The organism is Pseudomonas sp. KH_027 (genome assembly GCF_057838565.1).
The window spans coordinates 2495357-2521375 of record NZ_CM174470.1; the positions used below are offsets into that span (position 1 = coordinate 2495357).

Annotated in this window: 20 protein-coding genes; 13 read left to right on the forward strand and 7 right to left on the reverse strand. The window is 63.9% G+C overall.

The features are described 5' to 3' along the window. Nucleotides 1-71 precede the first annotated feature (71 nt). From AC3IYG_RS11820 to AC3IYG_RS11830, 3 genes are all read right to left on the reverse strand, one after another. On the reverse strand, nt 72-3758 hold the full coding sequence (locus tag AC3IYG_RS11820; RefSeq protein ID WP_489308592.1) for a translocation/assembly module TamB domain-containing protein: 3687 nt from the start codon (nt 3756-3758) through the stop codon (nt 72-74). Beyond that, complete coding sequence (locus AC3IYG_RS11825) at nt 3755-5482, reverse strand: autotransporter assembly complex protein TamA (protein WP_489308593.1); 1728 nt, start codon at nt 5480-5482, stop codon at nt 3755-3757. Before AC3IYG_RS11825 ends, AC3IYG_RS11820 begins: the two co-directional genes overlap by 4 nt. Nucleotides 5483-5548: 66 nt before the next feature. Further along, on the reverse strand, nt 5549-6205 hold the full coding sequence (locus AC3IYG_RS11830; protein WP_489308594.1) for a GNAT family N-acetyltransferase: 657 nt from the start codon (nt 6203-6205) through the stop codon (nt 5549-5551). A gap of 166 nt (nt 6206-6371) precedes the next feature. Between AC3IYG_RS11830 and xthA the strand changes: the two genes are divergently transcribed. The 6 genes from xthA (at nt 6372) to AC3IYG_RS11860 (ending at nt 12876) form a co-directional block, all read left to right on the forward strand. Next, complete coding sequence (xthA, locus tag AC3IYG_RS11835; protein WP_489308596.1) at nt 6372-7184, forward strand: exodeoxyribonuclease III; 813 nt, start codon at nt 6372-6374, stop codon at nt 7182-7184. A 679-nt stretch (nt 7185-7863) separates the two neighbouring features. Beyond that, nucleotides 7864-9147, forward strand: coding sequence for a CmpA/NrtA family ABC transporter substrate-binding protein (locus tag AC3IYG_RS11840; RefSeq protein ID WP_489308597.1), 1284 nt, complete (start codon nt 7864-7866; stop codon nt 9145-9147). 8 nt (nt 9148-9155) lie between these two features. Further along, the gene (gene ntrB, locus AC3IYG_RS11845; RefSeq protein ID WP_489308598.1) at nt 9156-10010 is read left to right on the forward strand and encodes a nitrate ABC transporter permease; all 855 of its coding nucleotides are present in this window, start codon (nt 9156-9158) and stop codon (nt 10008-10010) included. A gap of 57 nt (nt 10011-10067) precedes the next feature. Beyond that, a complete protein-coding gene (locus AC3IYG_RS11850) occupies nt 10068-10859 on the forward strand; it encodes an ABC transporter ATP-binding protein (protein WP_489308600.1) in 792 nt (263 codons plus the stop codon). Nucleotides 10860-11181: 322 nt separating this feature from the next. Continuing rightward, nucleotides 11182-12564 (forward strand): substrate-binding domain-containing protein, encoded by a 1383-nt coding sequence (locus AC3IYG_RS11855; RefSeq protein ID WP_489308601.1) that lies wholly within the window; start codon nt 11182-11184, stop codon nt 12562-12564. Nucleotides 12565-12684: 120 nt separating this feature from the next. After that, entirely contained in the window at nt 12685-12876 is a 192-nt protein-coding gene (locus AC3IYG_RS11860) for a hypothetical protein (protein WP_489308603.1), read from the forward strand. Nucleotides 12877-12958: 82 nt separating this feature from the next. On the opposite strand, the gene AC3IYG_RS11865 is transcribed toward AC3IYG_RS11860, so the two are convergent. Then, nucleotides 12959-14188 carry an acyl-CoA dehydrogenase gene (locus AC3IYG_RS11865; RefSeq protein WP_489308604.1) on the reverse strand — a complete coding sequence of 410 codons (1230 nt, stop codon included), beginning with the start codon at nt 14186-14188 and terminating at the stop codon, nt 12959-12961. A gap of 161 nt (nt 14189-14349) precedes the next feature. On the opposite strand from AC3IYG_RS11865, the gene AC3IYG_RS11870 reads away from it, so the two are divergent. Next, on the forward strand, nt 14350-15267 hold the full coding sequence (locus AC3IYG_RS11870; protein WP_489308605.1) for a LysR family transcriptional regulator: 918 nt from the start codon (nt 14350-14352) through the stop codon (nt 15265-15267). 97 nt (nt 15268-15364) lie between these two features. On the opposite strand, the gene AC3IYG_RS11875 is transcribed toward AC3IYG_RS11870, so the two are convergent. The 3 genes from AC3IYG_RS11875 to AC3IYG_RS11885 all read right to left on the reverse strand — a co-directional run bounded on the left by AC3IYG_RS11875 (nt 15365) and on the right by AC3IYG_RS11885 (nt 18613). Then, the gene (locus tag AC3IYG_RS11875; protein ID WP_489308606.1) at nt 15365-16492 is read right to left on the reverse strand and encodes an acyl-CoA dehydrogenase family protein; all 1128 of its coding nucleotides are present in this window, start codon (nt 16490-16492) and stop codon (nt 15365-15367) included. A gap of 14 nt (nt 16493-16506) precedes the next feature. Further along, nucleotides 16507-17700 (reverse strand): acetyl-CoA C-acyltransferase, encoded by a 1194-nt coding sequence (locus tag AC3IYG_RS11880; RefSeq protein WP_489308608.1) that lies wholly within the window; start codon nt 17698-17700, stop codon nt 16507-16509. Nucleotides 17701-17845: 145 nt separating this feature from the next. After that, nucleotides 17846-18613 carry a 3-hydroxyacyl-CoA dehydrogenase gene (locus AC3IYG_RS11885; RefSeq protein ID WP_489308610.1) on the reverse strand — a complete coding sequence of 256 codons (768 nt, stop codon included), beginning with the start codon at nt 18611-18613 and terminating at the stop codon, nt 17846-17848. A gap of 195 nt (nt 18614-18808) precedes the next feature. Here AC3IYG_RS11885 and AC3IYG_RS11890 point away from each other — a divergent pair, with 195 nt between their 5' ends. The 6 genes from AC3IYG_RS11890 (at nt 18809) to AC3IYG_RS11915 (ending at nt 25976) form a co-directional block, all read left to right on the forward strand. Then, nucleotides 18809-19207 carry a MerR family transcriptional regulator gene (locus AC3IYG_RS11890; RefSeq protein ID WP_489308612.1) on the forward strand — a complete coding sequence of 133 codons (399 nt, stop codon included), beginning with the start codon at nt 18809-18811 and terminating at the stop codon, nt 19205-19207. Between the two features lie 29 nt (nt 19208-19236). Beyond that, nucleotides 19237-20400 carry an isovaleryl-CoA dehydrogenase gene (locus tag AC3IYG_RS11895; RefSeq protein ID WP_489308613.1) on the forward strand — a complete coding sequence of 388 codons (1164 nt, stop codon included), beginning with the start codon at nt 19237-19239 and terminating at the stop codon, nt 20398-20400. A 119-nt stretch (nt 20401-20519) separates the two neighbouring features. Next, nucleotides 20520-22127 carry a carboxyl transferase domain-containing protein gene (locus AC3IYG_RS11900; protein ID WP_489308615.1) on the forward strand — a complete coding sequence of 536 codons (1608 nt, stop codon included), beginning with the start codon at nt 20520-20522 and terminating at the stop codon, nt 22125-22127. 103 nt (nt 22128-22230) lie between these two features. Beyond that, nucleotides 22231-23031: a gamma-carboxygeranoyl-CoA hydratase gene (locus AC3IYG_RS11905; protein ID WP_489308616.1), complete on the forward strand. Its 801-nt coding sequence runs from the start codon at nt 22231-22233 to the stop codon at nt 23029-23031. Then, nucleotides 23028-24962 (forward strand): acetyl/propionyl/methylcrotonyl-CoA carboxylase subunit alpha, encoded by a 1935-nt coding sequence (locus AC3IYG_RS11910; protein WP_489308618.1) that lies wholly within the window; start codon nt 23028-23030, stop codon nt 24960-24962. The genes AC3IYG_RS11905 and AC3IYG_RS11910 overlap by 4 nt, the downstream gene beginning before the upstream one ends. A gap of 117 nt (nt 24963-25079) precedes the next feature. After that, entirely contained in the window at nt 25080-25976 is an 897-nt protein-coding gene (locus tag AC3IYG_RS11915; RefSeq protein WP_489308620.1) for a hydroxymethylglutaryl-CoA lyase, read from the forward strand. The last annotated feature ends 43 nt before the right edge of the window (nt 25977-26019 follow it).

The following is a 26019-nucleotide window of genomic DNA, read 5'->3' on the forward strand; positions in this document are numbered from 1 at the left end:
AAAAGTCCTGACTTATGAGTCAGCACCACCGCCCGCCGTGCGTGGGAATAACCTCGCGCAAAGTACTCCTGTTAAAAATCACGCTTATAGAAAATATCCAGCGAACTGGCCAGGCCGCTCGCGGCTTCCAGGTAGAGTTTCTTGGTCAGCTCGTAGCGCAGGGCGATGCTGCTGGCCGGCTCGAACACCCCTACGCCATAACGCAGGCTCAGGCGTTCCGATAGGTTGCCGCTGGCCACCACGCTGGTGTTGGCCCCGCTGCCGCCGGTGTCCAACTGAAAGTCCTGAATCCCCAGGCGCTGCGCCACCCCGCCGGTGATCGCTGAGCTGCCCATCAGCCCCAACCCCAGCGCAGCCTCGGCGAGCATGGTGTTGTTGCCACCGCCACTGCTCAGCGGGCGGCCCAGCACCAGATAAGACAACGCCTGTTCCTGGCTCATCGCCGGCTCCGAGAACACTTCGGTTTTCGGCTGTTCGGCATTGCCGCTGATGCGCAGCCCCGCCGTCACGTCCTCGACCTGGCGAATCGCCTCGATATCCAGATACGGCTGATCGATCGGCCCGGCGAACAGCAGCCGGGCGCGGCGAATGCTCAAGCGCTGGCCGTAGGCACGGTAACGGCCTTTGTTCAGGTTCAGCTCGCCACGGGTGTCGAGGTTGTCGCCGATATACAGGTGGCCGGCCAGCTCGGCGCTCAAGCCGAAACCGTTGAAACTCAGCGTGTCCTGCCCGACCTCGACGTCGATATCCATCGCCATCAGCAATGGCGCCTGACCTTGCGCGGTCTGGCCGCCGACGATCACCGCGTCATCGGATACCTTGACCGTCGAAGGCGGCAGCTCGCGGATTTCGATCTTGCCGCGCGGCACCCGCACCTTGCCGGCCAGCGCCAGGCGTTCATCGGTCATGCGTACGGTCAGGTCGGGTTCGATTTCCAGGTTCACATAGGGCTCGACGCTCACCGGCAGGCGGCTGCCGGTGATATGCAGGTCGGCCGCCAGCCCATCGACCCAGGCCAACTGCCCGGCCAACTGGCCCAGGCCGCCGTCGCCGCTGCGCCAATCGCCCTTTAGTTGCAGGCTGTCGCCGGCGATCGAAGCCTCCAGTTGAAGCGCCTGCAGGCTGATCGGCAACTCGCTGCCACTGACGTGACCATCGGCCAGCGTCAGCCGGCCGTTGACCTTGGGTGCCAGCAGTCCACCTTCGAGCCTGCCGCTGCCATTCAGCTGTCCGGCCAGACGCTCGACCAGCGGCAGGAACGGCCGGGCGATCGCCAGGTTTAGGCCGCGGAGGCGGAACTCGCCGCTCAATGGCTTGCTGGCGGGGCGCGGGTCGAGTTGCACCTGCGCCTGCAATGCGCCCAACTGCGGGCCATGGAAGTCCAGTCGGGTGTCGATGCGCTGCGGTTTCAAGTTACTGTCGAGGGTCAGGCGCTCATAGGGGAAATCCAGCCACTGGCCGTTGTCGCGCACGCGCAAAGTGCCGTTGCCCATATCCACGCCGATGTGGCCGTTGGGGCCAGTGGCCGGCAGGTCGAGTTGCAGCTCGGCATCGAGCTGGCCCTGCCAGGCGAAGTCGGCGGGAAACCACGGCGCCAGGCTGGCCAGCGGGAAGTTCTTCAACTGGTAACGCAGGCGCGGTTCCGGCAGCAGACGCTGATCCGCACCGCAGAGGCTGGCCTGGCCGGCATTCCAGCAATGGGCGCCGAGGTTGAACTGGCCGCTGGCCAGACGTTCCAGCGTGGCCGGCTGCTGCAGGGTCCAGTGTTGGCCGCCGCTTTGCACCTCGCCGCTGGCCAGCCGGCCGCGCCAATCCATGCCGGTCTTGGCGTTGCGTTGCAGTTCGCCATCCAGACCCAGGGCCAGAATGAGTTGCGGCCCGTTCAGGCTCAAGGCCAGTTGCTGCCAGCGGCTATCGCCCCGCCCCGTCACACGCAATTGTCCCAGGGCCGTATCGCCAACCCGGATGCCGCTGCCGTTCAGTTCGAGCTGGCCACGTTGTCGCGGGTCCAGCATGGCCGTCAGCGTCAGGCTTTGCAGGCGTTTATCGGCCAACGCCAGGCGCTGGCCTTGCAGCTTCAACTGGCCCTGCGGCGCCTGCCGGCTGCCGGCCAGATCAAGGCGGCCGCTGAGCTGGCCGGATAGCGGCGGCCACAATTGCCCAAGCCGCGGCAAGGCCAGCTCGAATTGCCCCGCCAAGCGCTGGTCGAGGCTGCCGGCGCCGGTGATACGGTTATCGCCCAGGCGCAGCGCCAGGCCGGCGACGCTCCAGCGTTCACCGGCGCCCTCGGCTTGCAGCTGAAACACCGCCGGCTGACCACGCAGGCGACCCTTGAGGTTGAGCTCGGCTGTCAGGCTCAGGCGCTGGCTCTTGTACTCGCCTTTGCTGCGCAGCGGCCCGGCCAGCTTGCCGGGGAGCTCGGCGAGCCAATAGGCGGGGTCGAGATCGCTCAAGTCGAGGGCGGCACTCCAGCCAATGCCATCGGCGAATTGCAGACTCAGCTGGCCGTTGGCCTTGCCCTGCCCGGCCAGCAGTTGCAGATCGGGCAGGTACAACTGAGTCCGATTACCGCTCAGCGGGCTGATCAGGCTGAAGGCACCCGCCGGGCCATCCAGCGCGGCGCTGAAATTGCCCAGGTAGTTGCCGTCCTGGTAGTGCACCTCGCCTTTGAGCGTACGCAGCGCCACCGGCGGTTCGTCGATGGCCGGATACAGTCGGCGCCAGGGGAAGTCCTGCCAATCCAGCGCGGCATCGACGGTGAAACCTTCCCGCCAGTCCAGCCTGCCGCTCAGGCCCAGTTGCTGCTGCGGGCCGGCATCCAGTTTCAGCGCCGCGATTTCGGCGCCCTCGACATCGACGTTGCCCTGTAACAGCAGCCCGAGCGGGCCGCCCTCGCCCGGCATGCGGGCTGTACCTTGGACGTGGTAACCCGCCGCCAGGTCGCCCTCGGCCGTCAGCTCGACCTGGTTGAGCACCAGCGTCGCGGGCAGATCCGTCGCGGCCTTGAAGCCATTGGCGTTGAGCCGCGCCTTGACCGGCAGGTTGGCGGCCAGCGGCTGTACCTCTGCGTTCAGGCGCCCTTGCAGGTAGCCGCTGCTGTCGGCACTGACGTTGAGGCTTTTGCGCAACTCGCCGTTGACCTGCAAGGCCAACTGCCAGGGCTGATCGTCGGGTGCGGGCAGCCTTAGCGTGCCGTGCGCGCTCAGCGGCCAATCACCTTGTGGTTGCAGGCTGCCCTGCAGATCGAGTCGCAGGCCTTGGTACTGCACGCGCAGGGCCTTGAGTTGCAGACCGCTGGCCGTCCACTGTGCCGTCAGGTGCAGATCGCGCAGTCGCTCGCTGCCATTGAGCACCAGGCTGCCGATTTCGACCTCGCCCAGTTGCAGCGCCAACGGCAGATTCAGGTCAGGCAAGCTCAGGGCCTCGTCGCGCTCGTCGCTATTGGGCACAAACTCCAGCAGCACCTGTTCGGCCACTACTCGTTCGAGGCACAACGTCAACCTGACCAGGCACAACGGTGACCAGACGAAACGCGGCGCCTGTACCTCGACACGCTCCGCCGCCTGCCGCCAGACCAGCCGCTCGGCACTCCAACGCCCGCCCAGTCGCCCGGCAAAATTCTCTACCTGCAAGCCCGGCACCCAGCCCAGCGCCAAGCGGCTGCCGGCATTCGTGCCGAGCACCGCCGTCAGCCCCATCGCCAACAGCAGCAGAGTGACCGGCAGAGCCCAGGCCAGGGCTTTCAGTGCTCGCCTCATAGCTCGGGGCCCATGGAAAAGTGCAGGCGGATGCCGCCGCTATCGTCCAGCGCATGGGCCAGGTCGAGGCGCAGCGGCCCGACCGGTGAAATCCAGCGCACGCCCAGGCCAACCCCGGTTTTCAAGGTCGGGATTTCCAGCGAACTGAAGGCATTGCCCTGATCGACGAACGCCGCCACGCGCCAGCGTTCGGCCAGCGAATACTGGTACTCGAGGCTACTGGCGAACACGTAGCGACCGCCGATGCGGTCACCCTCGGCGTTTTCCGGCGCGAGGCTCTGGTAGTCATAACCGCGCACGCTCTGATCACCACCGGCAAAGAAGCGCAACGAAGGCGGGATCGAGCCGTAATCATCGGTGGCTGTGCCGCCCAGCTCCAGCCGACCGAGCAGCCGATGCTTCTGCCAGAGAGTAGTCAAGCCCTTGAACATGGCCGTGCCATACAGCACGTTGGCGTCGGCAAGCAGCCCGTCCTTGGCCGCCGAAGCCGCGAACTGCAGGCGATAACCCTGGTGCGGGTCGATCGGGTTGTCGCTGTGCAGATAGGCGTAGCTGACCCCAGGCATCAGCAAGGTGCTCAGCCCGTTGTCATCGCCCAGGCGGTATTCCTCACGCTGGTACTTCAACGACAGCACCTGCTGCCAGCCGCTGTCGAGCTTGCTGTGCCATTCCGGCCCGGCCGTCAGCAGCCGACTGAGGCTGTCGGTATTGGCCAGGTCTTCATATTGATAGCCGCCGGCGAAGCGCAGCTTGTCGGTCAGCGGCGGATCGAGGGGGATGTCATACCACAGGCCGACGTTTTGCCGCGGTGCCGACAGTTCCACTTCCGCGCCGTAACTGTGGCCTTGCGGGTTGGCCCAGTGCCGCGTCCAGTTCGCCTTGCCACGCGGGCCGACGTCGGTGGAAAAACCCAGGCCAAGGCCCATCGTCCGGGGCTTGCGGGTACTCAACTGGACCTGCACGGGTATCTGCTGGTTATGCGCCTGGGCCGGCGCGGCATCCACCCGCACGGACTCGAAATACCCGCTGCCTTGCAGGTTCTGGGACAGCTCGGCAATCAGTTCGGAGTCGTAGGCGGTATTGGCCGCGAACGGCACCATGCGCTGCAACAGTTCCTGGTCGAAGGGCGCATCGCCGGCGAACATGACCGTGCCCAGCACATAACGCGGGCCGCTGTCGTAGATCAGCTCGATATCCGCCACGCCGCCCTGTGGGTCGATAACCAGGCGCTGGCGGCTGAAACGACCACTGAAGAAGCCGTAGCGCGAGGCCTGACTCTGGATCAGCCGCTTGGCATCTTCATAGCGGCCATGGTTGAGCACCGCGCCGGCTTTCAGTTGCGTGCTTTCAGGTAAACGAAATGCCTTGAGTTCGGTCGCCGGCCCCTCGATGCGCACGGTGACGGTGCGCAGGTGCACGGGCTCGCCCGGGGTGATCGAAATGATCAGGCGCGGGTTCCTGTCGCTTTTGACTTCGCTGTCGATCTGCGCCTGGTAATAACCCAGCGCCTCTGCGGCCTTGCGCGCCTGCGCCTCGGCGCCGCGGCTGAAACGCTGCAAAGCCGCCTCATCGCGATCACCGACACCGCCGACGTAACCTTCAACGTTGGCTTTGAGCGTCGAATTGGCCGGCGTGATCCGCACATCCAGCAGGCTTTGTGCCGAAGCTGTCGAACCGATGACCAGGAGCGCTACCGACAGCCAGATCTTTCCTTGAAAACTCATAGCGGCGAATGCTAACACGAGCAGAGCCGCATTCCAGAGGGCGCCTTGGCACCCCCGGAGGCCTCTTCAGGCGCTGGCTGACAGGGCTGGTTGCGGGTTGGGATGGAAAAATACGTGCTCGATGATCGGGCCGACCGCGACCTCGCCGATCTCCTCGTAACCCTGGCGCTTGTAGAACTCCAGGTAGCGCGGATTACCGGTATCCAAGACCACGCCTTGCGAGCCGGCATCCTCGGCGCACCAGTTATGCAGCGCTTCGAGCAACTGTTCGCCGAGGTGCTGGCCCTGGAACTCCGGGTGCACGCCCAGCAGCGGCAACACGTGATAAGGCCCGGGCGGTAGGCAGTCGAGCACGGCGTTGTGGTATTCCAGGTAGCGCTTGGTGCAACGCACACCGGTGGTCAGCAACATGCGCAGCCGCCAGCTCCAGCTTTCGGTGATATCCAGGCGCCGTTGCGGTGGTGCAATCAGCGCGAGGGCCACCAGGCGGTCATTGAGCAGCAGTCCGATGGCGGGCAGGTCTTCGAGAAAGTGCCGCTGCACCAACTCGCGGATGGTCGCGCGTACCCGCTGGTCAAACCCCGGGCGCTCGGATTCGAACAAATAGCCGAAGGTCGGTTCGTGGCGGTAGGCGTGGTACAGCAGGGAGCGCGCTTCGCGAACGAAGCTGCTATCGAGCAATCGAACTTCAGCGGGTGCAACAGCAACGGATGATGCAGGCATGCACGGTGACCTCTTCTTATTGTTATCGGCATGGTTGCCAGGCGGGTATCAGGCCCATCCCCACGTTAGCACCGCCCCGCCGGGGCTGCCACATGACTGGCCGCGCGGCCAGGCAATCGGCTAGCATCGCAGGTTCTCAAGTCAGAAAGCCCAGGACTCGCCGCCCATGAAGATCGTCTCCTTCAATATCAACGGCCTGCGTGCCCGCCCGCATCAACTGGCGGCGCTGATCGAAAAACACCAGCCGGACGTGATCGGCCTGCAGGAAACCAAAGTCTCTGACGAGCAGTTCCCATTGGCCGACGTCGAGGCCCTCGGCTATCAGGTGCATTACCACGGCCAGAAAGGCCACTACGGTGTCGCCCTGCTCTCGCGCCAGGCCCCGTTGGCGCTGCATAAAGGCTTTCCCGGCGATGAAGAAGACGCGCAACGACGCTTCATCTGGGGCACTTTCGCCGACGCCAATGGCCAACCGGTAACCGTCATGAACGGCTACTTCCCCCAGGGCGAAAGCCGCGACCACCCGACCAAATTTCCGGCCAAGCAACGCTTTTACGCCGACCTGCAGGCCCTGCTGAGCAGCCAGTTCCAGCCGCAGCAGCCGCTGGTGGTGATGGGCGACATCAATATTTCCCCGGAGGATTGCGACATCGGTATCGGCGAGGAGAACCGCAAGCGCTGGTTGAAAACCGGCAAATGCAGCTTTCTGCCGGAGGAGCGCGAGTGGCTGGCGACCCTGAAAAGCTGGGGCCTGGTCGACAGTTTCCGCCAGCTCTACCCGGACGTCAGCGACCGCTTCAGCTGGTTCGACTACCGCAGCCGCGGCTTCGAGGACGAGCCCAAGCGTGGCCTGCGCATCGATGTGATCCTCGCCTCCCACGGTTTGCAACCACGGATCAAGGCCGCGGGTGTGGACTACGAACTGCGCGCCATGGAAAAACCCTCCGACCACGCGCCGATCTGGCTGGAACTGAGCTGAAGCCAAGGCCTGCCTGTAGGGCGGGTTAGCCGAAGGCGTAACCCGCCGCACATGCAGAACTCACTCCTGCATGACTGGCTGGGAGTGTTGTGTGGTTTTTATTCGGCGCAATACGCTGCGCTATTGCACCCTACGGTCTGCCCGCTGAGCTGAAGCCAAGGCCTCTGCGGTCCATGCCCGCGCCCCCCGAACAAGAGCATCGCGGGCATGGCCCGCTCCTACATGCCCGGCATCAGGCTTCACCTGCCCCGTGCCCGTGATTAGGGCGCAGGGCCGTCCATAGCGCTCCGCCATGAAGCAAAAGCCCGCCAGGCCGGCTCGCCGATGGATGCGCGAATGGGCCCGGCGGCGCATCTTTTCTGCAGGTCGTGACACGGCCTCCTGGCCTGCGCCGAGGAGGATCATCAACCTCATAAATACAATACAAGTTTATGTTTTTAAACAAATAAAAACATATTCTAGAATTTACTTTAAGTTTTATTAAGGGCCTGAAACAGCCGCCCGATCAGTCGGTCAGCCAACTTGGCAAGGCCTTTGCTATTACCCTTTCAAGATTCTTGCGTAGCACACCAAAGGCGGTGGGCCGCGAATCACGGACAACGGCGTCCGCTGGATGTCTCTCGCTAGAGAGGCATCTGGCGACGCCGTTTTTGTTTTGCGATTTTGAAAGGAAAACGCCATGTCTGATAGTGATTCGAACGACCTGCTGAACAATAGCCGCCGCAATTTTCTGAAAAAATCCATTGCCGTCGCCGGCACTGTCGGCGGGATTGCCGCCCTGGGTCTGTCCGCGCCGAGCTTCATGCGCAGCGCCGCCTGGGCCGCGGGCTCGGATGCGCCGGAAAAAGCCGCGCTGAAAGTCGGCTTTATTCCGCTGACCGACTGCGCGTCGTTGATCGTCGCCGCCACCCAGGGTTTTGGCGAGAAATACGGCCTGAACATCACCCCGAGCAAGGAAGCCTCCTGGGCCGGCGTGCGCGACAAGCTCAATACCGGCGAACTGGATGCCGCCCATGTGCTGTACGGCATGATGTACGGCGCGCAACTGGGCATCGCCGGGCCGCAGACCGACATGGGCGTGCTGATGGGCCTGAACCAGAACGGCCAGGCCATCACCCTTTCCAGCCAGCTGAAGGCCGCGGGCGTGACCAACGGCGAGCAACTGGCCGCGCATGTGAAAAAAGGCGGCGCGCCGCTGACGTTCGCCCAGACCTTCCCCACCGGCACCCATGCCATGTGGCTGTATTACTGGCTGGCGAGCCAGGGCATCAACCCCATGTCCGAGGTGAAAACCATCACCGTGCCGCCACCGCAGATGGTCGCCAACATGCGGGTCGGCAATATGGACGGTTTCTGCGTCGGCGAGCCCTGGGGCGCTCGTGCGATCTTCGACAAGATCGGCTTTACCGCCACCACCACCCAGCAGATCTGGCCTGATCACCCGGAAAAAGTCCTCGGCGCCACCCGCGCCTTCATCGAGCAGAACCCCAACACGGCCCGGGCGCTGATCATGGCCATCCTCGATGCCAGCCGCTTTATCGAAGCCAGCGAAGAGAACAAGAAAAGCACCGCCAAGCTGATCGCCGGCAAGGCTTACGTCAACGCGCCGGTAGATGTGATCGAGCAACGTTTTCTCGGTAACTACGAAGACGGTCTCGGCAACAGCTGGCAGGACAAACACGCCATGGCCTTCTGCAAGGACGGTACGGTCAACTACCCCTATCACTCCGACGGCATGTGGTTCATGACCCAATTCCGCCGCTGGGGCCTGCTCAAGGAAGACCCGGACTACGCCGCCATCGCCGGCAAGATCAACCAGACCAAACTGTTCGGCGAAGCGGCCAGCGCCCTGCACCTGCCAGTGCCGAGCAGCGTGATGCGCTCCAGCACCCTGATCGACGGCAAGGTCTGGGACGGCTCCAACCCGGCCGCTTATGTCCAGTCCTTTGCGATAAAAGCCTGAGGTCCGAGATGAACGCATCCTTGCAACCCAAGCTATTGGCAACCCTCACGCCGCCGGAGCCTGCGCGCCAGGCTTCGGCTGGCGCGCAGGCCTTAACCCACGCGGTCAAGGCGGTGATACCAGCGCTGCTCGGTATCGCCCTGTTCATCGGTGTATGGGCCTTGATCGCGGCGAAAAGCGAGGGGCTGCCCGGCCCGTTATCCACCTGGTATTCGGCGCTGGAGCTGTTCGCCGATCCGTTCTATGACAACGGCCCGAACGACATGGGCATCGGTTGGAACATCCTCCACTCCCTCGGCCGCGTCGGCATGGGTTTTGGCCTGGCGGCGCTGATCGGCATCCCGCTGGGGTTTGCCATCGGCCGCTTCGCCTTTCTGGCGGGCATGCTCGCACCGATCATCAGCCTGCTGCGGCCGGTGTCGCCGCTGGCCTGGCTGCCGATTGGCCTGTTGGTGTTCAAGGCGGCCGGACCGGCCTCGATCTGGGTGATTTTCATCAGCGCCATCTGGCCGATCATCCTCAACACCGCCGCCGGGGTGGCCAGCGTGCCACAGGACTACCTGAACGTGGCCCGCGTGCTCAAGCTCAGCGAATGGAAGGTGCTGACGCGCATCCTCTTCCCCGCCGTGCTGCCGCACCTGATGACCGGCATCCGTCTGGCCATGGGCGTCGCCTGGCTGGTGATAGTCGCCGCGGAAATGCTCACCGGCGGTATCGGTCTGGGTTTCTGGGTCTGGGACGAGTGGAACAACCTCAATGTCGAGCACATCCTGATCGCCATTATCGTCGTCGGCCTGATCGGCCTGCTGCTCGAACAGGCGCTGCTGCTGATCGCCAAACGCTTCGATTACGCCGGTTCATGAAACCGCTGCCATTCATGTAGGCGCGAGCAAGCTCGCGCCTACCGCAGGAGAACCCAGATGGACAAATTCGTAGAACTGACCGCCGTATCCAAACACTTCGATACCAAGAAAGGCCGCTTCCAGGCCCTGGCGGACGTCAACCTGAGCATTGCCAGCGGCGAGTTCGTGACGCTGATCGGCCACTCCGGCTGCGGCAAATCCACCGTGCTCAATCTGATTGCCGGCCTGCTGGACGCCAGTGCCGGTGGGCTGATCTGCAACGGCCGGGAAATCGACGGCCCCGGCCCGGAACGCGGCGTGGTGTTCCAGAACCACAGCCTGCTGCCCTGGATGACCTGCTACGGCAACGTCCACCTCGCAGTGGAAAAGGTCTTCGGCGCCAAGGAAAACAAGGCCCAGCTCAAGGCCCGCACCGATGCCGCGCTGGCGCTGGTCGGCCTGAGCCATGCCAGCCACAAGCACCCGAACGAAATCTCCGGCGGCATGAAACAGCGCGTCGGCATCGCCCGCGCCCTGGCCATGGAACCCAAGGTGTTGCTGATGGACGAACCCTTCGGCGCCCTCGACGCCTTGACCCGCGCCCACCTGCAGGACGAACTGCTGCGTATCGTCGGCGAAACCCAGAGCACGGTGGTGATGGTCACCCACGATGTGGACGAAGCCGTGCTGCTCTCCGATCGTATCGTGATGATGACCAACGGCCCGGCGGCGACCATCGGCGATATCGTCAAGGTCGAGCTGGAAAGACCCCGTGACCGCCTGGCCCTGGCCAATGACCCGCGCTATCACCAGTACCGGACGGCGGTGCTGGAGTTCTTGTATCAACGCCAGCAACGCCCGGCGGCCTGAGTGTGAAAGCCCGAAGGCCGCCTGCGTTTTCGCTGAGGTTCGCCGCGCCTGGATGCCCGCCTGCGCGGGCATGACGGGCAAGCGGTGTGGGATATGCGGCCGTTAGTCGTTGGCGCAAACATACGGGCGGCCCGCCCCCCGGCACCGTCATTCCCGAGCCACTGACGCGTGGCGCCCGCGCAGCGACTCGGGGAAATACTTCGCGCCCGCAACGGGCGCCGAGGGTCAGGCTGCTGTCGATTATTACCGTCTGTCATATTGCAGTCACTTGACTGACTTATCTTCTCGGCACGTTTCCCAACCTCTATAAGGTGCTTGTCGCATGCCGCGCGCCCTGGCTGTTCATGATCGCGATACCTGGACCCGTACTGCCACTTACCTGCTCTTGGGTTTCATCTGCTATGCCCTGCCCTGGTCGGTGTTCGCCGCCCTGCCAATTCCAGCGCAAGGCACGCCGGCACTGCGTATCCAAGGTTCCAACACCATCGGCGCCAAGCTCGGCCCGGCGCTGGTCAAAGGCTTGATGGAAGAGCAAGGCCTGCGCGCCATCCGCCAGGAAGCCACGAGCACGGAAAACGAGCAGCGGATAATCGGCCAAACCACCGATGGCCGCAGTGTGATGATCGATGTCGCCGCCCATGGCTCGGGCACCGGCTTTGTCGCGTTGAAAGACGGTAGCGCCGAGCTCGCCGCCTCCTCGCGACCGATCAAAGACAGCGAGGCGCTCGATCTGGCCGCGCTCGGCGACCTTAAAAGCCGCAGTTCCGAGCAAGTGATCGCCATCGATGGCCTGGCCGTCGTTCTGCACCCGAGCAATCCGCTGGCGGCCCTGAGCACCGAGCAATTGGCGCAGGTCTTTGCCGGCGAAGTGAAAACCTGGGAGGCACTGGGTGGCCGTGGCGGGCCGATCCATGTGTACGCCCGCGACGACAAGTCCGGCACCTATGACACCTTCAAGGAGCTGGTGCTGACGGCCCATGGCAAAAGCCTGGCACCCACCGCCAAGCGCTATGAGTCCAGCGAGCAGTTGTCCGATGCGGTCAGCCAGGATGTCCAAGGCATCGGTTTTATCGGCCTGCCCTACATTCGTCAGGCCAAGGCCGTGACAATTGCCGATGGCGAGTCGCAAGCGATGCCACCCTCCGTCAGCCTGATCGCCACCGAAGACTACCCGCTGTCGCGTCGCTTGTTCTTCTATAACCAGCCCGACGTCCAGAACCCCTGGGCCAAGGCGCTGGTGCAGTTCGCCCACAGCCCACGCGGCCAGGCCATTGTCGCGCAAACCGGTTTTATCGCGCAGACCGTGCAAGCCATCAAAGTGACGGCAACCGCGGAAATGCCGCAGAGCTACCAGGAACTGGCCCACGATGCCCAGCGCCTGTCGGTGAACTTCCGCTTCCAGGAAGGCAGCGCCACCCTCGACAACAAGGCCCAGCATGACCTGGAGCGGGTGTTGGACTACCTGAAAAGCCAGGACAAGCTGCACCGGCAAGTGGTGCTGATCGGCTTTGGCGACCCTAAAGCCGATTCGGCCCGCGCGGCACTGCTGTCGAAACTGCGGGCGATGACGGTGCGCCGTGAACTGGCCAAGCAAGGGGTGATCTTCCGTGACATCACCGGCCTGGGCGACGAACTGCCGGTGGCCGCCAACAGTGCGGAGAATGGTCGGCTCAAGAATCGCCGGGTGGAAGTCTGGGTTTACTGAGCCCATGCGGCTGCTCGGCGAACGCTGGGCGCGACGAAGCTGATCGCCCTGGTTTCGCCCCTGTGTTTCTTGGCGTACCCTTTTGCCCAGTGCGTAGTGCCACTTGGGAGATCAGTCAGGATGCCGGATGTGCAAGTCGAAAGTCTGGAGCAGCGCGGTCGGCTGCTCTGGCAGGTGCGCCTGGGGCGGCGCGGCGTGACCTTCCATGAAGAACTGGCCGCCCGCACCTTCGCCGCGCAATTGCACCAGCGCCTGCATTGGTTGCGCGCGCACGCCAGCGAAGCGGATGACGCCGACCGTCAGCCCTCCTGACCCGGCCCCGATAAAGCCCCAGAAACGACAAGGCCCGCAGATGCGGGCCTTGTGCGTTTTACCGCGGTTGTTCGGCGAGCGCTTAGTGGCTGCTTTTAAGCAGCTCTGCCGGCACGTACTTGCCGATCTCGAACTTGCCGATCGCCGCGCGGTGCACTTCGTCCGGGCCGTCGGCCAGGCGCAGGGTGCGCTGCATCGCATACATGTAAGCCAGCGGGAAGTCGTTGGAAACGCCTGCGCCGCCGTGTATCTGGATGGCGCGGTCGATCACGCGCAGGGCCACGTTCGGCGCCACGACCTTGATCTGCGCAATCTCGCTCTTGGCGACCTTGTTGCCGACGGTATCCATCATGTATGCCGCTTTCAGGGTCAGCAGGCGCGCCATGTCGATTTCCATCCGCGAGTCGGCGATCTTGTCGACGTTACCGCCCAGGCGTGCCAGCGGCTTGCCGAACGCGGTACGGCTGATGGCGCGCTTGCACATCAACTCCAACGCGCGCTCGGCCATGCCGATGGAGCGCATGCAGTGGTGGATGCGGCCTGGGCCAAGGCGGCCCTGGGCGATCTCGAAGCCACGGCCTTCGCCCAGCAACACACTGTCGTAAGGCACGCGCACGTTCTCGAACAGCACTTCGGCGTGGCCGTGGGGCGCATCGTCGTAGCCGAACACCGGCAACGGCCGGACGATCTTCACCCCGGGTGCATCGGTCGGCACCAGGATCATCGAATGTTGTTGGTGACGCGGCGCATCCGGGTTGCTCAGGCCCATGAAAATCATGATCTTGCAACGCGGGTCGCAGGCGCCGGACGTCCACCATTTGCGGCCGTTGATCACCCACTCGTCACCGTCGCGCACGGCGCGGGCGTTCATATTGGTGGCATCGGATGAGGCTACGTCCGGCTCGGTCATGGCGAAGGCGGAACGAATTTCGCCCCGCAGCAGCGGTTCCAGCCACTGTTTCTTCTGTGCATCGTTGGCATAACGCACCAGCACTTCCATATTGCCGGTGTCCGGCGCCGAGCAGTTGAACGGCTCGGGGCCGAGCAACGAGCGGCCCATGATTTCCGCCAGCGGGGCGTACTCCAGGTTGGTCAGGCCGGCACCCAGTTCGGATTCCGGCAGGAACAAGTTCCACAGGCCTTCGGCTTTGGCCTTGGCTTTCAGCTCTTCCATGATCGCGGTGGGCTGCCAGCGATCACCTTCGGCTACCTGGCGCTCGAAAACCGACTCGGCCGGATAGACATACGCATCCATGAACGCAGTGACGCGCTCACGCAGTTCTTGAACCTTGGGGGAATAGGCGAAATCCATTAGGAGCTACCTTCTGAACGGCTGATTTAATGTATCGGGGTGAGGTTGGAAATGATCCTAGATCAGCGATGAAGATTTATCTAACCTATTCTCATCGTGTATAAACATTCATCACCGATATATGATCAGCTGATACCGATAACAACAGGAGCGCGCTCGGAATGAATCTGAACAAGGTCGATCTCAACCTTTTTATTGTCTTCGACGCCATCTACACCGAGGCCAACCTGACCCGTGCCGGGCAGATCGTCGGTATTACCCAGCCTGCCGTTTCCAACGCCCTCGCCCGCCTGCGGGAAACCTTCAACGACCCGCTGTTCGTGCGCACCGCGCAAGGCATGGTGCCAACGCCCATGGCGCAGAACATCATCGGCCCGGTGCGTAATGCGCTGTCGCTGCTGCGCGTCTCGGTGCAGGAAAGCCGCATCTTCAACCCGCTGCAGGCGAACAAGACCTACCGCATTAGCATGACCGACCTCACCGAAGAGGTGATCCTGCCGCCGCTGTTCCAGCGCTTGCGGCGCCTGGCACCCGCCGTGCAGATCGAGAGCTTTCTGTCCAAGCGCCGGGAAACCACCAAGGAACTGGCCGCCGGCCGCCTCGACTTCGCCGTCGACGCGCCGCTCAATACCGACCCGCAAGTGCGCCACGTCAAGCTGCTGGCGGATCGCTACGTCTGCGCCATCCGCAAGGGCCACCCCATGGCCAAGGATAAACTCAGCCTCGACGAATACATGGCGCTGACCCATATCCATATCTCCAGCCGTCGCAGCGGCCTCGGTTATGTCGACCTGACCCTCGGCAAGATGGGGATTCAGCGCAAGATCGCCCTGCGCTCGCAGCATTACCTGATGGCCTCGATGGTGATGCAGCAAACCGACATGGCCATGACCGTGCCCGAACGCTTCGCCCGTAGCCACGACCTGCACTATGTCGGCCTGCCGGTGGAAGTGCCGCCAGTGGAAACCCACCTGTACTGGCATGAAAGCACCGACCAGGACCCGGCTAACCGCTGGATGCGCGAACAGATGATCGAACTGGCACAGCAAATCGCCAACCGCGAAGCACCACCGCGCTGAGCCCGAACCACATTACCCGTGGGAGCGGGCCATGCCCGCGAACACCCTTCACGCATCGCGGGCACGGCCCGCGCCTACCTATCTAGGTTCCAAAAGCTCAGAGGCTGCGCGCAATGACCATGCGCTGCACATCGCTGGTGCCCTCGTAGATCTGGCAGACCCGCACGTCGCGGTAGATACGCTCGACCGGGAAATCGTTGAGATAGCCATAGCCGCCCAAGGTCTGGATCGCTGCCGAGCAGACCCGTTCGGCCATCTCGGAGGCGAACAGCTTGGCCATCGACGCCTCGCTCAAGCAAGGCAGCCCGGCATCGCGCAGGGCGGCGGTGTGGTGCACCATTTGCCGCGCCACGGCGATTTCCGTCGCCATGTCCGCCAGCCGGAACGCCACGGCCTGATGCTGCAACAGGGGCTTGCCGAAGGTTTCGCGCTCGTGGGCGTAATCACGCGCCACCTCGAACGCCGCGCGGGCCATGCCTACCGCTTGCGCGGCGATGCCGATCCGGCCGCCCTCCAGGTTGGCCAGGGCGATTCGGTAACCCTGCCCTTCCTCACCGAGCCGTAGCGCTGCCGGAATGCGCAGGTCATTGAAGACGATCTGGCAAGTGTCCGAGGCATGCTGGCCGAGCTTGTCCTCGACCCGTGCCACTTCGTAGCCCGGCGTGTCGGTCGGCACGATAAAGGCGCTGATGCCGTTCTTCCCGGCCGCCGGGTCGGTCACCGCGAAGGTGATCACCACCCCGGCATGGCTGCCGGAGGTGATGAATTGCTTGGTGCCGTTCAGCACATAATGGTCACCGTCACGGCGCGCACGGGTCTTCAGCGCGCTCGCGTCGGAACCGGCCTGTGGCTCGGTCAGGGCGAAGGCGCCGAGCATCTCCCCGCTCGCCAGGCGCGTCAGGTAACGCTGCTTTTGTTCGTCGTTGCCGAATTTGTAAATCGGCATGCAGCCCACCGAGTTGTGCACGCTCATGATGGTCGAACAGGCGCCATCGCCGGCGGCGATTTCCTCCAGCGCCATGGCATAGGCCAAGTGCCCGGTTTGCGCACCGCCCCACTGTTCTGGCACCAGCATGCCGAGAAACCCCAACCCTGCCATCTCGCGCAAGGCTTCGGCCGGGTAGCGGTGCTCGCGGTCCCAGTCGGCGGCAAAGGGTTTTAGACGTTCCTGGGCGAACTGGCGGGCCACGTCGCGGATTTGCAGGTCTTGTTCCGAGGGAATCATGTTGTTCTCCAGTCTCAGCGCAGTCGTTCGACGGCGATTGCGGTGGCTTCGCCGCCACCGATGCAGATGGCCGCCACGCCGCGTTTGAGGTCGTACTGTTTCAGCGCCGACAGCAGCGTGACCAGGATTCGCGCCCCGGATGCCCCGATCGGATGCCCGAGGGCGCAGGCGCCACCGTGGATATTGACCTTGTCGTGCGGCAGGTCGAGGTCCTGCATGGCGGCCATGGCGACCACGGCGAAGGCCTCGTTGATCTCGAACAGATCGACCTCGGCCAGCGACCAGCCGGTTTTTTGCAGCAATCGCTGCACCGCACCAATCGGCGCGGTGGGAAACAGGTTGGGCGCATCGGCGAACGAGGCATGCCCACGAATCACCGCCAGTGGTGTGAGGCCGCGTCGTTCCGCTTGCGACAGGCGCATCAGCAACAGCGCGGCGGCACCATCGGAAATCGAACTGGCGTTGGCCGCCGTCACCGTACCGCCTTCGCGGAATGCCGGCTTCAGGGTCGGGATCTTCTCCGGCAGAGCCTTGGGCGGCTGCTCGTCACTGCTCACTTCACGGGTCTCTTTGCCGGATTTGGCCTGCACCGGGGCGATCTCAGCGGTGAAACGGCCGTTGGCCATCGCCTGTTGCGCACGGCTCAACGACGCCAGCGCAAAAGCATCCTGTGCCTCGCGGCTGAAGCCATAGGCCTGGGCGCAATCCTCGGCGAAAGTGCCCATCAGCCGGCCCTTGTCGTAGGCATCTTCGAGGCCGTCGAGGAACATGTGGTCAAGCACCCGGCCATGCCCCATGCGGTAACCGCTACGCGCCCGCTCCAGCAGATACGGGGCGTTGGACATGCTTTCCATGCCGCCGGCCAGCACGATGTCGGCGCTGCCGGCCAGCAATAGGTCATGCGCGAGCATGCTGGCTTTCATGCCCGAACCGCACATTTTATTGATCGTCGAACAGACCGTGCCACGTGCCAGCCCGGCGCCGAGCGCCGCCTGCCGCGCGGGCGCCTGGCCTTGACCGGCGGGCAGTACGCAGCCAAGGATCACCTCGTCAATCTCGTTCGCCTGTAATCCGGCCCGTGCCAGCGCGGCGCGAATCGCCGTGGCGCCCAGTTCGGCAGCCGTGACGTCCTTGAAGTCACCGAGGAAACCACCCATCGGCGTGCGGGCGGCACTGACGATGACCACCGGATCCTGTTGATTACTCATGTTTTATCTCCTCAGCCGCGTAGGTTGGGTTAGCGCAGCGTAACCCGACATGTGCTCCCACCAACGCATGCATCGCCTGTCGGGTTACGCCTACGGCTAACCCGACCTACGGTTTCGCCTTCAACGGGTAATTGGGGCACGGCTTTTATTTAGCGGCCATGCGAATGGCGCCATCGAGGCGGATAACCTCGCCATTGAGCATGCTGTTTTCGATGATGTGCCGCACCAGCGCGGCGTATTCGTCCGGGCGACCTAGGCGTGGCGGGAATGGCACGCTGGCACCCAGAGCGTCCTGCACGTCCTGCGGCATGCTGGTCAGCATCGGCGTGGCAAAAATGCCTGGGGCGATGGTCATCACCCGGATGCCGTAGCGCGCCAGTTCGCGGGCAATCGGCAAGGTCATGCCGACCACCCCGCTTTTCGAGGCAGCATAGGCGGCTTGGCCGATCTGCCCGTCGAACGCCGCGACCGAGGCGGTATTGATGATCACCCCACGCTCGCCGCCCTCGTCCGCCGCCCCCAGGGACATGGCCTCGGCCGCCAGGCGCAGCATGTTGAAGGTGCCGATCAGATTGACGCCGATCACCTGGGCAAAGCGCTCCAGGCTGTGGACGCCCTGTTTGCCGAGGACTTTTTCCGCCGGCGCGATGCCGGCGCAGTTGGCCAGCCCATGCAAGGCGCCAAAATGTTCCAGGGCGCAGGCGATTGCCTGGCGGCCATCGGCCTCCTGGGTGATATCGGCTTTGATAAAGCGCGCATTGGCGCCCAACTCCTCGGCACGGGCATTACCGGCCTCGGCATTCAGGTCGGCCAGCACTACGTTCCCGCCGTTGGCGACCACCATCTGTGCCGTCGCCAGGCCCAGCCCGGAACTGGCGCCGGTCACCAGAAATATACGGTCTTCGATACGCAAAACGCTCTCCTCAATCAATCGGCTCCGAGTTGACCAAGCCCTGAATAACTGCGCCCCAGTTTGCAGATTTCAAGCTGCAGCTTGCTGCCAATTTCAGGATTCGCCAGGCATGCCACCCGTAACATTCGGTTATTGACAGCTTTGCCTTGTAGCCTTACGTTAACGTAAAGGTAAACGCATTGCGAGCATTCATCCATGTCCACGACCTACAGCATTTCCGACCTTGCCCGCGAGCTGGATATCACCACTCGCGCGATCCGCTTCTATGAAGAGCAAGGCATGCTCGCGCCCGAGCGGCGCGGCCAGGAACGCATTTATTCGGCGCGCGACAAGGTGTCCCTGAAGCTGATTCTGCGCGGCAAGCGCATCGGTTTCTCCCTCGCCGAATGCCGCGAGCTGATCGAGCTGTACGACCCGAGCGGCGGCAATCGCAAGCAGTTGGAAACCTTCATGCACAAGATCACCGAGCGACGCGCGCAGCTGGAACAGCAGCTGCTGGACATCCAGCAGATGCAGCTGGAGCTGGACACGGCCGAAGAGCGCTGCCAGCTAGCGCTAGCTGAAATGTCTAATAATCAAGATCTTATCGCATAAACCTAATCACAAAAATTACAGGTGGAACCATGAGCTATCCGTCCCTCAACTTCGCCCTCGGCGAAACCATCGACATGCTGCGCGACCAGGTTCAAGCCTTCGTTGCCGCCGAACTCGCCCCGCGTGCCGCTGCCATCGACAGCGACAACCTCTTCCCGGCGGACATGTGGAAGAAATTCGGCGACATGGGCCTGCTGGGCATCACCGTCGGCGAGGAATATGGCGGTTCGGGCCTTGGCTATCTGGCGCACGTGGTCGCTCTCGAAGAGATCAGCCGTGGTTCGGCCTCCGTCGGCCTTTCCTACGGCGCTCACTCCAACCTCTGCGTCAACCAGATCAATCGCAATGGCAATGCCGAGCAGAAGGCCAAGTACCTACCCAAGCTGGTCTCCGGTGAGCATGTTGGCGCCCTGGCGATGAGCGAGCCGAATGCCGGCTCCGACGTGGTGTCGATGAAACTGCGCGCCGACCGCAAGGGCGACCACTATGTCCTGAACGGCAGCAAAACCTGGATCACCAACGGCCCGGACGCCAACACCTATGTGATCTATGCCAAGACCGACCTGGAAAAAGGCTCGCAAGGCATCACCGCGTTCATCGTCGAGCGCGACTGGAAAGGGTTTTCGCGCAGCAACAAGTTCGACAAGCTCGGCATGCGCGGCTCGAACACCTGCGAACTGTTCTTCGATGACGTCGAAGTGCCGGAAGAAAATATCCTCGGCGTACTCAACGGCGGCGTGAAAGTGCTGATGAGCGGCCTCGACTACGAGCGCGTGGTGCTCTCCGGCGGCCCCATCGGCATCATGCAGGCCTGCATGGACGTCGTGCTGCCCTACATCCACGACCGCAAGCAGTTCGGCCAGAGCATCGGCGAGTTCCAGCTGATCCAAGGCAAGGTCGCCGACATGTACACCCAGCTCAACGCCAGCCGCGCCTACCTGTATGCCGTGGCGAATGCCTGCGACCGTGGCGAAACCACCCGCAAGGACGCCGCCGGCGTGATCCTCTACAGCGCCGAGCGCGCCACGCAGATGGCCCTGGATGCGATCCAGATCCTCGGCGGCAACGGCTATATCAACGAGTTCCCCACCGGCCGCCTGCTGCGCGACGCCAAGCTCTATGAAATCGGCGCCGGCACCAGTGAGATTCGCCGCATGCTGATCGGCCGCGAATTGTTTAACGAGACGAAGTAAGGGCGGCCTGTAGGAGCGGGCCATGCCCGCGATGCTTCTGCGGCGGCGCTCTTCGCGGGCATGGCCCGCTCCTACAACTGAACACCCCGTTTCACCTTGAACTCCATGGAGTGCGCCAGATGGCCATCCTCAACACCCAGATCAATACACGTACGCCGGAGTTCGCCGCGAATAACGCAGCGATGCTCAAGCAGGTCGACGACCTGCGCGCCCTGCTCGGCCGCGTCCATGAAGGTGGCGGCGCCAAGGCGCAGGAACGCCATACCTCGCGCGGCAAACTGCTGCCGCGGGAACGGATCAACCGCTTGCTCGACCCCGGCTCGCCCTTTCTGGAAGTCGGCCAACTGGCCGCCCATGAGGTGTATGGCGAGGACGTGCCCGCCGCCGGGGTGATCGCCGGGATCGGCCGGGTCGAGGGCATCGAGTGCATGATCCTGGCCAACGACGCCACGGTAAAAGGCGGCAGCTACTACCCGCTGACGGTGAAAAAGCACCTGCGGGCGCAGACCATCGCCAAGGAAAATCGCCTGCCGTGCATCTACCTGGTCGACTCCGGCGGTGCCAACCTGCCGCGTCAGGACGAGGTGTTTCCGGACCGCGAACACTTCGGGCGGATCTTCTTCAACCAGGCCAACATGAGTGCCCAGGGCATCCCGCAGATCGCCGTGGTCATGGGTTCCTGCACCGCTGGCGGCGCCTATGTGCCGGCCATGTCGGATGAAACCATCATGGTCCGCAACCAGGCCACGATCTTCCTCGCCGGCCCGCCGCTGGTGCGGGCCGCCACCGGTGAAGTGGTGAGCGCCGAAGACCTTGGCGGGGCTGATGTGCACTGCAAAACCTCCGGTGTAGCCGACCATTACGCCGAGGACGACGAACATGCCCTGGCCCTCGCCCGCCGCTGCATCAGCAACCTCAACTGGCGCAAACAAGGCCAACTGAATAGCCGCCCGCCGCGCCTGCCACTGTATGCCGGCGATGAGCTGTACGGCGTGATCCCGGCCGACGCCAAACACCCCTTCGATGTGCGCGAAGTGATTGCGCGGCTGGTCGACGGCTCCGAGTTCGATGAGTTCAAGGCCTTGTTCGGCGCCACCCTGGTCTGCGGCTTCGCGCATATCCAGGGCTATCCGGTAGCGATCATCGCCAATAATGGGATCCTGTTCGCCGAGTCCGCGCAAAAAGGCGCGCACTTCATCGAGCTGGCCTGCCAGCGCGGCATACCGCTGGTGTTCCTGCAGAACATCACCGGCTTCATGGTCGGCCAGAAGTACGAGGCCGGCGGCATTGCCAAGCACGGCGCCAAGCTGGTGACCGCCGTGGCCTGCGCCAAGGTGCCGAAGTTCACCGTGATTATCGGCGGCAGCTTCGGCGCCGGTAACTACGGCATGTGCGGCCGCGCCTACGACCCGCGCTTCCTGTGGATGTGGCCGAACGCACGGATTGGCGTGATGGGCGGCGAACAGGCCGCCGGTGTGCTGGCACAGGTCAAACGCGAACAGGCCGAACGCAGCGGGCACAGCCTCAGCAACGAAGACGAAGCGAAGATCAAGCAACCGATCCTCGAACAGTACGAACATCAGGGCCACCCCTATTACTCCAGCGCACGGCTCTGGGATGACGGCGTGATCGACCCGGCGCAAACCCGCGAGGTGCTGGCGCTGGCGCTTTCCGCGTCGCTCAGCGCGCCGATCGAGCCGACCAACTTCGGCGTGTTCCGCATGTAAACCGCCAGACAGACCTGTAGGAGCGGCTTGAGCCGCGATGACCGCAAGCACGGCTTCGCGGCTCAAGCCACTCCCACAAACAGCGCAAGCGACAGGAATGACCATGACCGACTTCAACACTCTCCAGCTGGAAATCGACGACAACAGCGTCGCGACCCTGTGGCTCAATCGCCCGGAGAAGAACAACGCTTTCAACGCCGAGATGATCCGCGAGCTGATCCTCGCCCTGGATGCCGTGCAGGCCAACACCAGCTTGCGTTTCCTGCTGCTGCGCGGGCGCGGCCGGAACTTTTGCGCCGGTGCCGACCTGGCCTGGATGCAGCACTCGGCGACCCTCGACTACAACGCCAACCTGAATGACTCGCGCGAACTGGCCGAGCTGATGCACAACCTCTACCACCTCAAGCTGCCAACCCTGGCCGTGGTGCATGGCGCCGCTTTTGGCGGCGCGCTGGGGCTGATCAGCTGCTGCGACATGGCGATCGGTGCCAGCGATGCGCAGTTCTGCCTCTCCGAAGTGCGCATCGGCCTGGCCCCGGCGGTGATCAGCCCCTTCGTCGTGCAGGCGATTGGCGAACGTGCGACGCGGCGTTATGCGCTGACCGCCGAGCGTTTCAATGGCGAGCGCGCCCTACAACTGGGCCTGCTCGCCGAGTGCTACGCGCCGGCGGAGCTGGAACCGGCCCTGGCCGGCTGGGTCGCCAACCTGCTGCTCAACAGCCCGAAAGCCATGCAGGCCAGCAAAGCCTTGCTGCAGGAAGTCGGCTCCGGCGTGCTGTCGCCGGCATTGCGCCGTTATACCGAAAACGCCATCGCCCGCATCCGCGTCAGCCCCGAGGGGCAAGAAGGCCTGCGCGCCTTTCTCGACAAGCGTAAACCCGCCTGGCAGGAGCCCGACCAATGATCAGCACCTTATTGATTGCCAACCGCGGCGAGATCGCCTGTCGGGTAATGCGCACCGCCAAAGCCCTGGGCATCACCACCGTGGCCGTCCACAGTGCCATCGACCGCGATGCCCGCCATGTGCGCGAAGCGGATATCGCGGTCGACCTGGGTGGCGCCAAACCGGCGGACAGCTACCTGCTGGTGGATAAACTGATCGCCGCCGCACAGGCCACCGGCGCCCAGGCGATTCACCCGGGCTACGGCTTTCTCTCGGAGAACGCTGGCTTCGCCCGCGCCATCGAAAACGCCGGCCTGCTGTTCCTCGGCCCGCCGGCCAGCGCCATCGACGCCATGGGCAGCAAGTCCGCCGCCAAGGCGCTGATGGAAACCGCCGGCGTACCCCTGGTACCGGGTTACCACGGCGCGGCCCAGGACGTGGAAACCTTCCGCGCCGCCGCCGAACGCATCGGCTACCCGGTCTTGCTCAAGGCCACCGCCGGTGGTGGCGGCAAAGGCATGAAGGTGGTCGAGCGCGAAGCCGAACTGGCCGAGGCGCTGGCTTCCGCCCAGCGGGAAGCGCAGTCGTCATTCGGCAACGCGCAGATGCTGGTGGAAAAGTACGTATTGAAACCGCGTCACGTGGAAATCCAGGTATTCGCCGACCAGCACGGCCACTGCCTGTACCTCAACGAACGCGACTGCTCGATCCAGCGTCGCCACCAGAAAGTGGTCGAGGAAGCACCCGCGCCGGGCCTGACGCCCGAACTGCGCCGCGCCATGGGCGAGGCCGCCGTGAAGGCCGCCCAGGCCATCGGCTATGTCGGCGCCGGCACCGTGGAGTTCCTGCTGGACGCGCGCGGCGACTTCTTCTTCATGGAGATGAACACCCGCCTGCAGGTCGAGCACCCGGTCACCGAGGCGATTACCGGCCTCGATCTGGTCGCCTGGCAGATCCGCGTGGCCCGTGGCGAACCGCTGCCAATCAGCCAGGACCAGGTGCCGCTGATCGGCCATGCCATCGAAGTGCGCCTGTATGCCGAAGACCCGCAGCAGGATTTCCTGCCCGCGACCGGCACCCTCGCGCTCTACCGCGAATCGCCGGCCGGCCCCGGCCGCCGGGTCGACAGCGGTGTCGCCGAGGGCGATACGGTGTCGCCGTTCTATGACCCGATGCTCGGCAAACTGATCGCCTGGGGCGAGAACCGCGAGGAAGCCCGCCTGCGCCTGCTGGCCATGCTCGATGCAACCGCCGTTGGCGGGGTGAAGACCAACCTGGCGTTCCTGCGGCGCGTAATCGCCCACCCGGCGTTCGCCGCCGCCGAGCTGGATACCGGCTTCATCCCGCGCTACCAGGAGCAGTTGCTGCCACCTGCCAGCAGCCTGCCCGATGCATTCTGGCAACTGGCCGCGCAGGCCTTCGCCCTCAGCGAGCCAGCCCGCCAGCGCACGGATGACCCGCATTCCCCCTGGGCCGCTTCCAGCGGTTGGCGCGCCGGTTTGCCGACGGAAACCGACTTGCACCTGGCCTGCGCCGATGAGCAGCAGCGCGTGCGGCTGCGCGGTACCAGCCGCGCCGTTCAACTGCAGGGCGAACGCCTGGTGGTCGAGCTTAACGGCACCCGCAGCCAGCACCTGGCGATCCGCCGGGGCCCGCTGCTGTACCTGGAGTGGCAAGGTGAACTGCGCACGGTTGAATACTTCGACCCGATCGCCGCGGTCGAAGCCAGCCATCACCAACATGGCGGGCTGACCGCGCCCATGAACGGCAGTATCGTGCGGGTTCTGGTCGAGGCCGGTCAGGCTGTCGAAGCCGGTACCGCGCTGGTCATACTGGAAGCGATGAAGATGGAGCACAGCATCCGCGCGCCCCACGCCGGCAGCGTCAAGGCGTTGTATTGTGCCGAAGGTGAAATGGTCAGCGAAGGCAGCGTGCTGGTGGAATTGGAGTAACCCCCCTGCTCTTCTTAGGAGCGGCTTCAGCCGCGATGCGGGCGATCAACACCATCGCGGCTAAAGCCGCTCCTACAGAACGGTGGTGAATTTATTCAAGCGTTTCAGGAGAACCCTATGCCCCTGCCTCAACAGGTCCGCCTGGTCGAAGTCGGCCCACGGGATGGTTTGCAAAACGAGAAACAGGCCATCAGCGTCGAGGCCAAAGTTCAGTTGGTAAACCAGCTGGCGGAGGCTGGCCTTGGCTATATCGAGGTGGGCAGTTTTGTCTCGCCCAAATGGGTACCGCAAATGGCTGGCTCCGCCGAGGTGTTCGCGCAAATCCAGCGCAAGGCCGGCGTCACCTATGGTGCGCTAACGCCCAATCTCAAAGGCCTGGAAGCGGCCATCGAGGCCGGGGTTAAAGAAGTCGCGGTATTTGCTGCCGCCTCCGAAGCGTTTTCGCAGAAGAACATCAACTGCTCCATCAGCGAGAGCCTGGAGCGTTTCCAGCCGGTGATGCAGCTGGCCAGCCAGCACGGCATCACGGTGCGCGGCTATGTATCCTGTGTGCTCGGCTGCCCTTATGAAGGCGAGGTGGCGCCCGAGCAGGTCGCCGCCGTCGCCAGGCAACTGTACGCCATGGGCTGCTACGAAGTGTCCCTGGGCGACACCCTCGGCACCGGCACACCAGGCGCCACACGCCGGTTGTTCGAGGTGGTCGGCCGCGAAGTGCCACGGCAGAAGCTCGCCGGGCACTTCCACGACACCTACGGCCAGGCCCTGGCAAATATCTACGCCAGCCTGCTGGAAGGCATCAATGTGTTCGACAGCTCGGTCGCCGGCCTCGGCGGCTGCCCCTACGCCAAAGGCGCCACCGGTAACGTCGCCAGCGAAGACGTGCTGTACATGCTCAATGGCCTGGGGATCGAAACCGGCATCGACCTGGACAAACTGATCGCTGCCGGCCAGGGCATCTGCGCCGTGCTCGGCCGCGACAACGGCTCGCGGGTGGCCAGGGCGCGTCTGGCATAAGCCGGATAGACTACGGGCCGATCGTTCCCGGGCTCCGCGTGGG

What these genes read in the sequence shown, in the direction of transcription:
- AC3IYG_RS11820 (WP_489308592.1), bottom strand. Translation starts at nt 3,758, where the DNA reads ATGAGGCGAGCACTGAAAGCCCTGGCCTGGGCTCTGCCGGTCACTCTG.
- AC3IYG_RS11825 (WP_489308593.1), bottom strand. Translation starts at nt 5,482, where the DNA reads ATGAGTTTTCAAGGAAAGATCTGGCTGTCGGTAGCGCTCCTGGTCATC.
- AC3IYG_RS11830 (WP_489308594.1), bottom strand. Translation starts at nt 6,205, where the DNA reads ATGCCTGCATCATCCGTTGCTGTTGCACCCGCTGAAGTTCGATTGCTC.
- xthA (WP_489308596.1), top strand. Translation starts at nt 6,372, where the DNA reads ATGAAGATCGTCTCCTTCAATATCAACGGCCTGCGTGCCCGCCCGCAT.
- AC3IYG_RS11840 (WP_489308597.1), top strand. Translation starts at nt 7,864, where the DNA reads ATGTCTGATAGTGATTCGAACGACCTGCTGAACAATAGCCGCCGCAAT.
- ntrB (WP_489308598.1), top strand. Translation starts at nt 9,156, where the DNA reads ATGAACGCATCCTTGCAACCCAAGCTATTGGCAACCCTCACGCCGCCG.
- AC3IYG_RS11850 (WP_489308600.1), top strand. Translation starts at nt 10,068, where the DNA reads ATGGACAAATTCGTAGAACTGACCGCCGTATCCAAACACTTCGATACC.
- AC3IYG_RS11855 (WP_489308601.1), top strand. Translation starts at nt 11,182, where the DNA reads ATGCCGCGCGCCCTGGCTGTTCATGATCGCGATACCTGGACCCGTACT.
- AC3IYG_RS11860 (WP_489308603.1), top strand. Translation starts at nt 12,685, where the DNA reads ATGCCGGATGTGCAAGTCGAAAGTCTGGAGCAGCGCGGTCGGCTGCTC.
- AC3IYG_RS11865 (WP_489308604.1), bottom strand. Translation starts at nt 14,188, where the DNA reads ATGGATTTCGCCTATTCCCCCAAGGTTCAAGAACTGCGTGAGCGCGTC.
- AC3IYG_RS11870 (WP_489308605.1), top strand. Translation starts at nt 14,350, where the DNA reads ATGAATCTGAACAAGGTCGATCTCAACCTTTTTATTGTCTTCGACGCC.
- AC3IYG_RS11875 (WP_489308606.1), bottom strand. Translation starts at nt 16,492, where the DNA reads ATGATTCCCTCGGAACAAGACCTGCAAATCCGCGACGTGGCCCGCCAG.
- AC3IYG_RS11880 (WP_489308608.1), bottom strand. Translation starts at nt 17,700, where the DNA reads ATGAGTAATCAACAGGATCCGGTGGTCATCGTCAGTGCCGCCCGCACG.
- AC3IYG_RS11890 (WP_489308612.1), top strand. Translation starts at nt 18,809, where the DNA reads ATGTCCACGACCTACAGCATTTCCGACCTTGCCCGCGAGCTGGATATC.
- AC3IYG_RS11895 (WP_489308613.1), top strand. Translation starts at nt 19,237, where the DNA reads ATGAGCTATCCGTCCCTCAACTTCGCCCTCGGCGAAACCATCGACATG.
- AC3IYG_RS11900 (WP_489308615.1), top strand. Translation starts at nt 20,520, where the DNA reads ATGGCCATCCTCAACACCCAGATCAATACACGTACGCCGGAGTTCGCC.
- AC3IYG_RS11905 (WP_489308616.1), top strand. Translation starts at nt 22,231, where the DNA reads ATGACCGACTTCAACACTCTCCAGCTGGAAATCGACGACAACAGCGTC.
- AC3IYG_RS11910 (WP_489308618.1), top strand. Translation starts at nt 23,028, where the DNA reads ATGATCAGCACCTTATTGATTGCCAACCGCGGCGAGATCGCCTGTCGG.
- AC3IYG_RS11915 (WP_489308620.1), top strand. Translation starts at nt 25,080, where the DNA reads ATGCCCCTGCCTCAACAGGTCCGCCTGGTCGAAGTCGGCCCACGGGAT.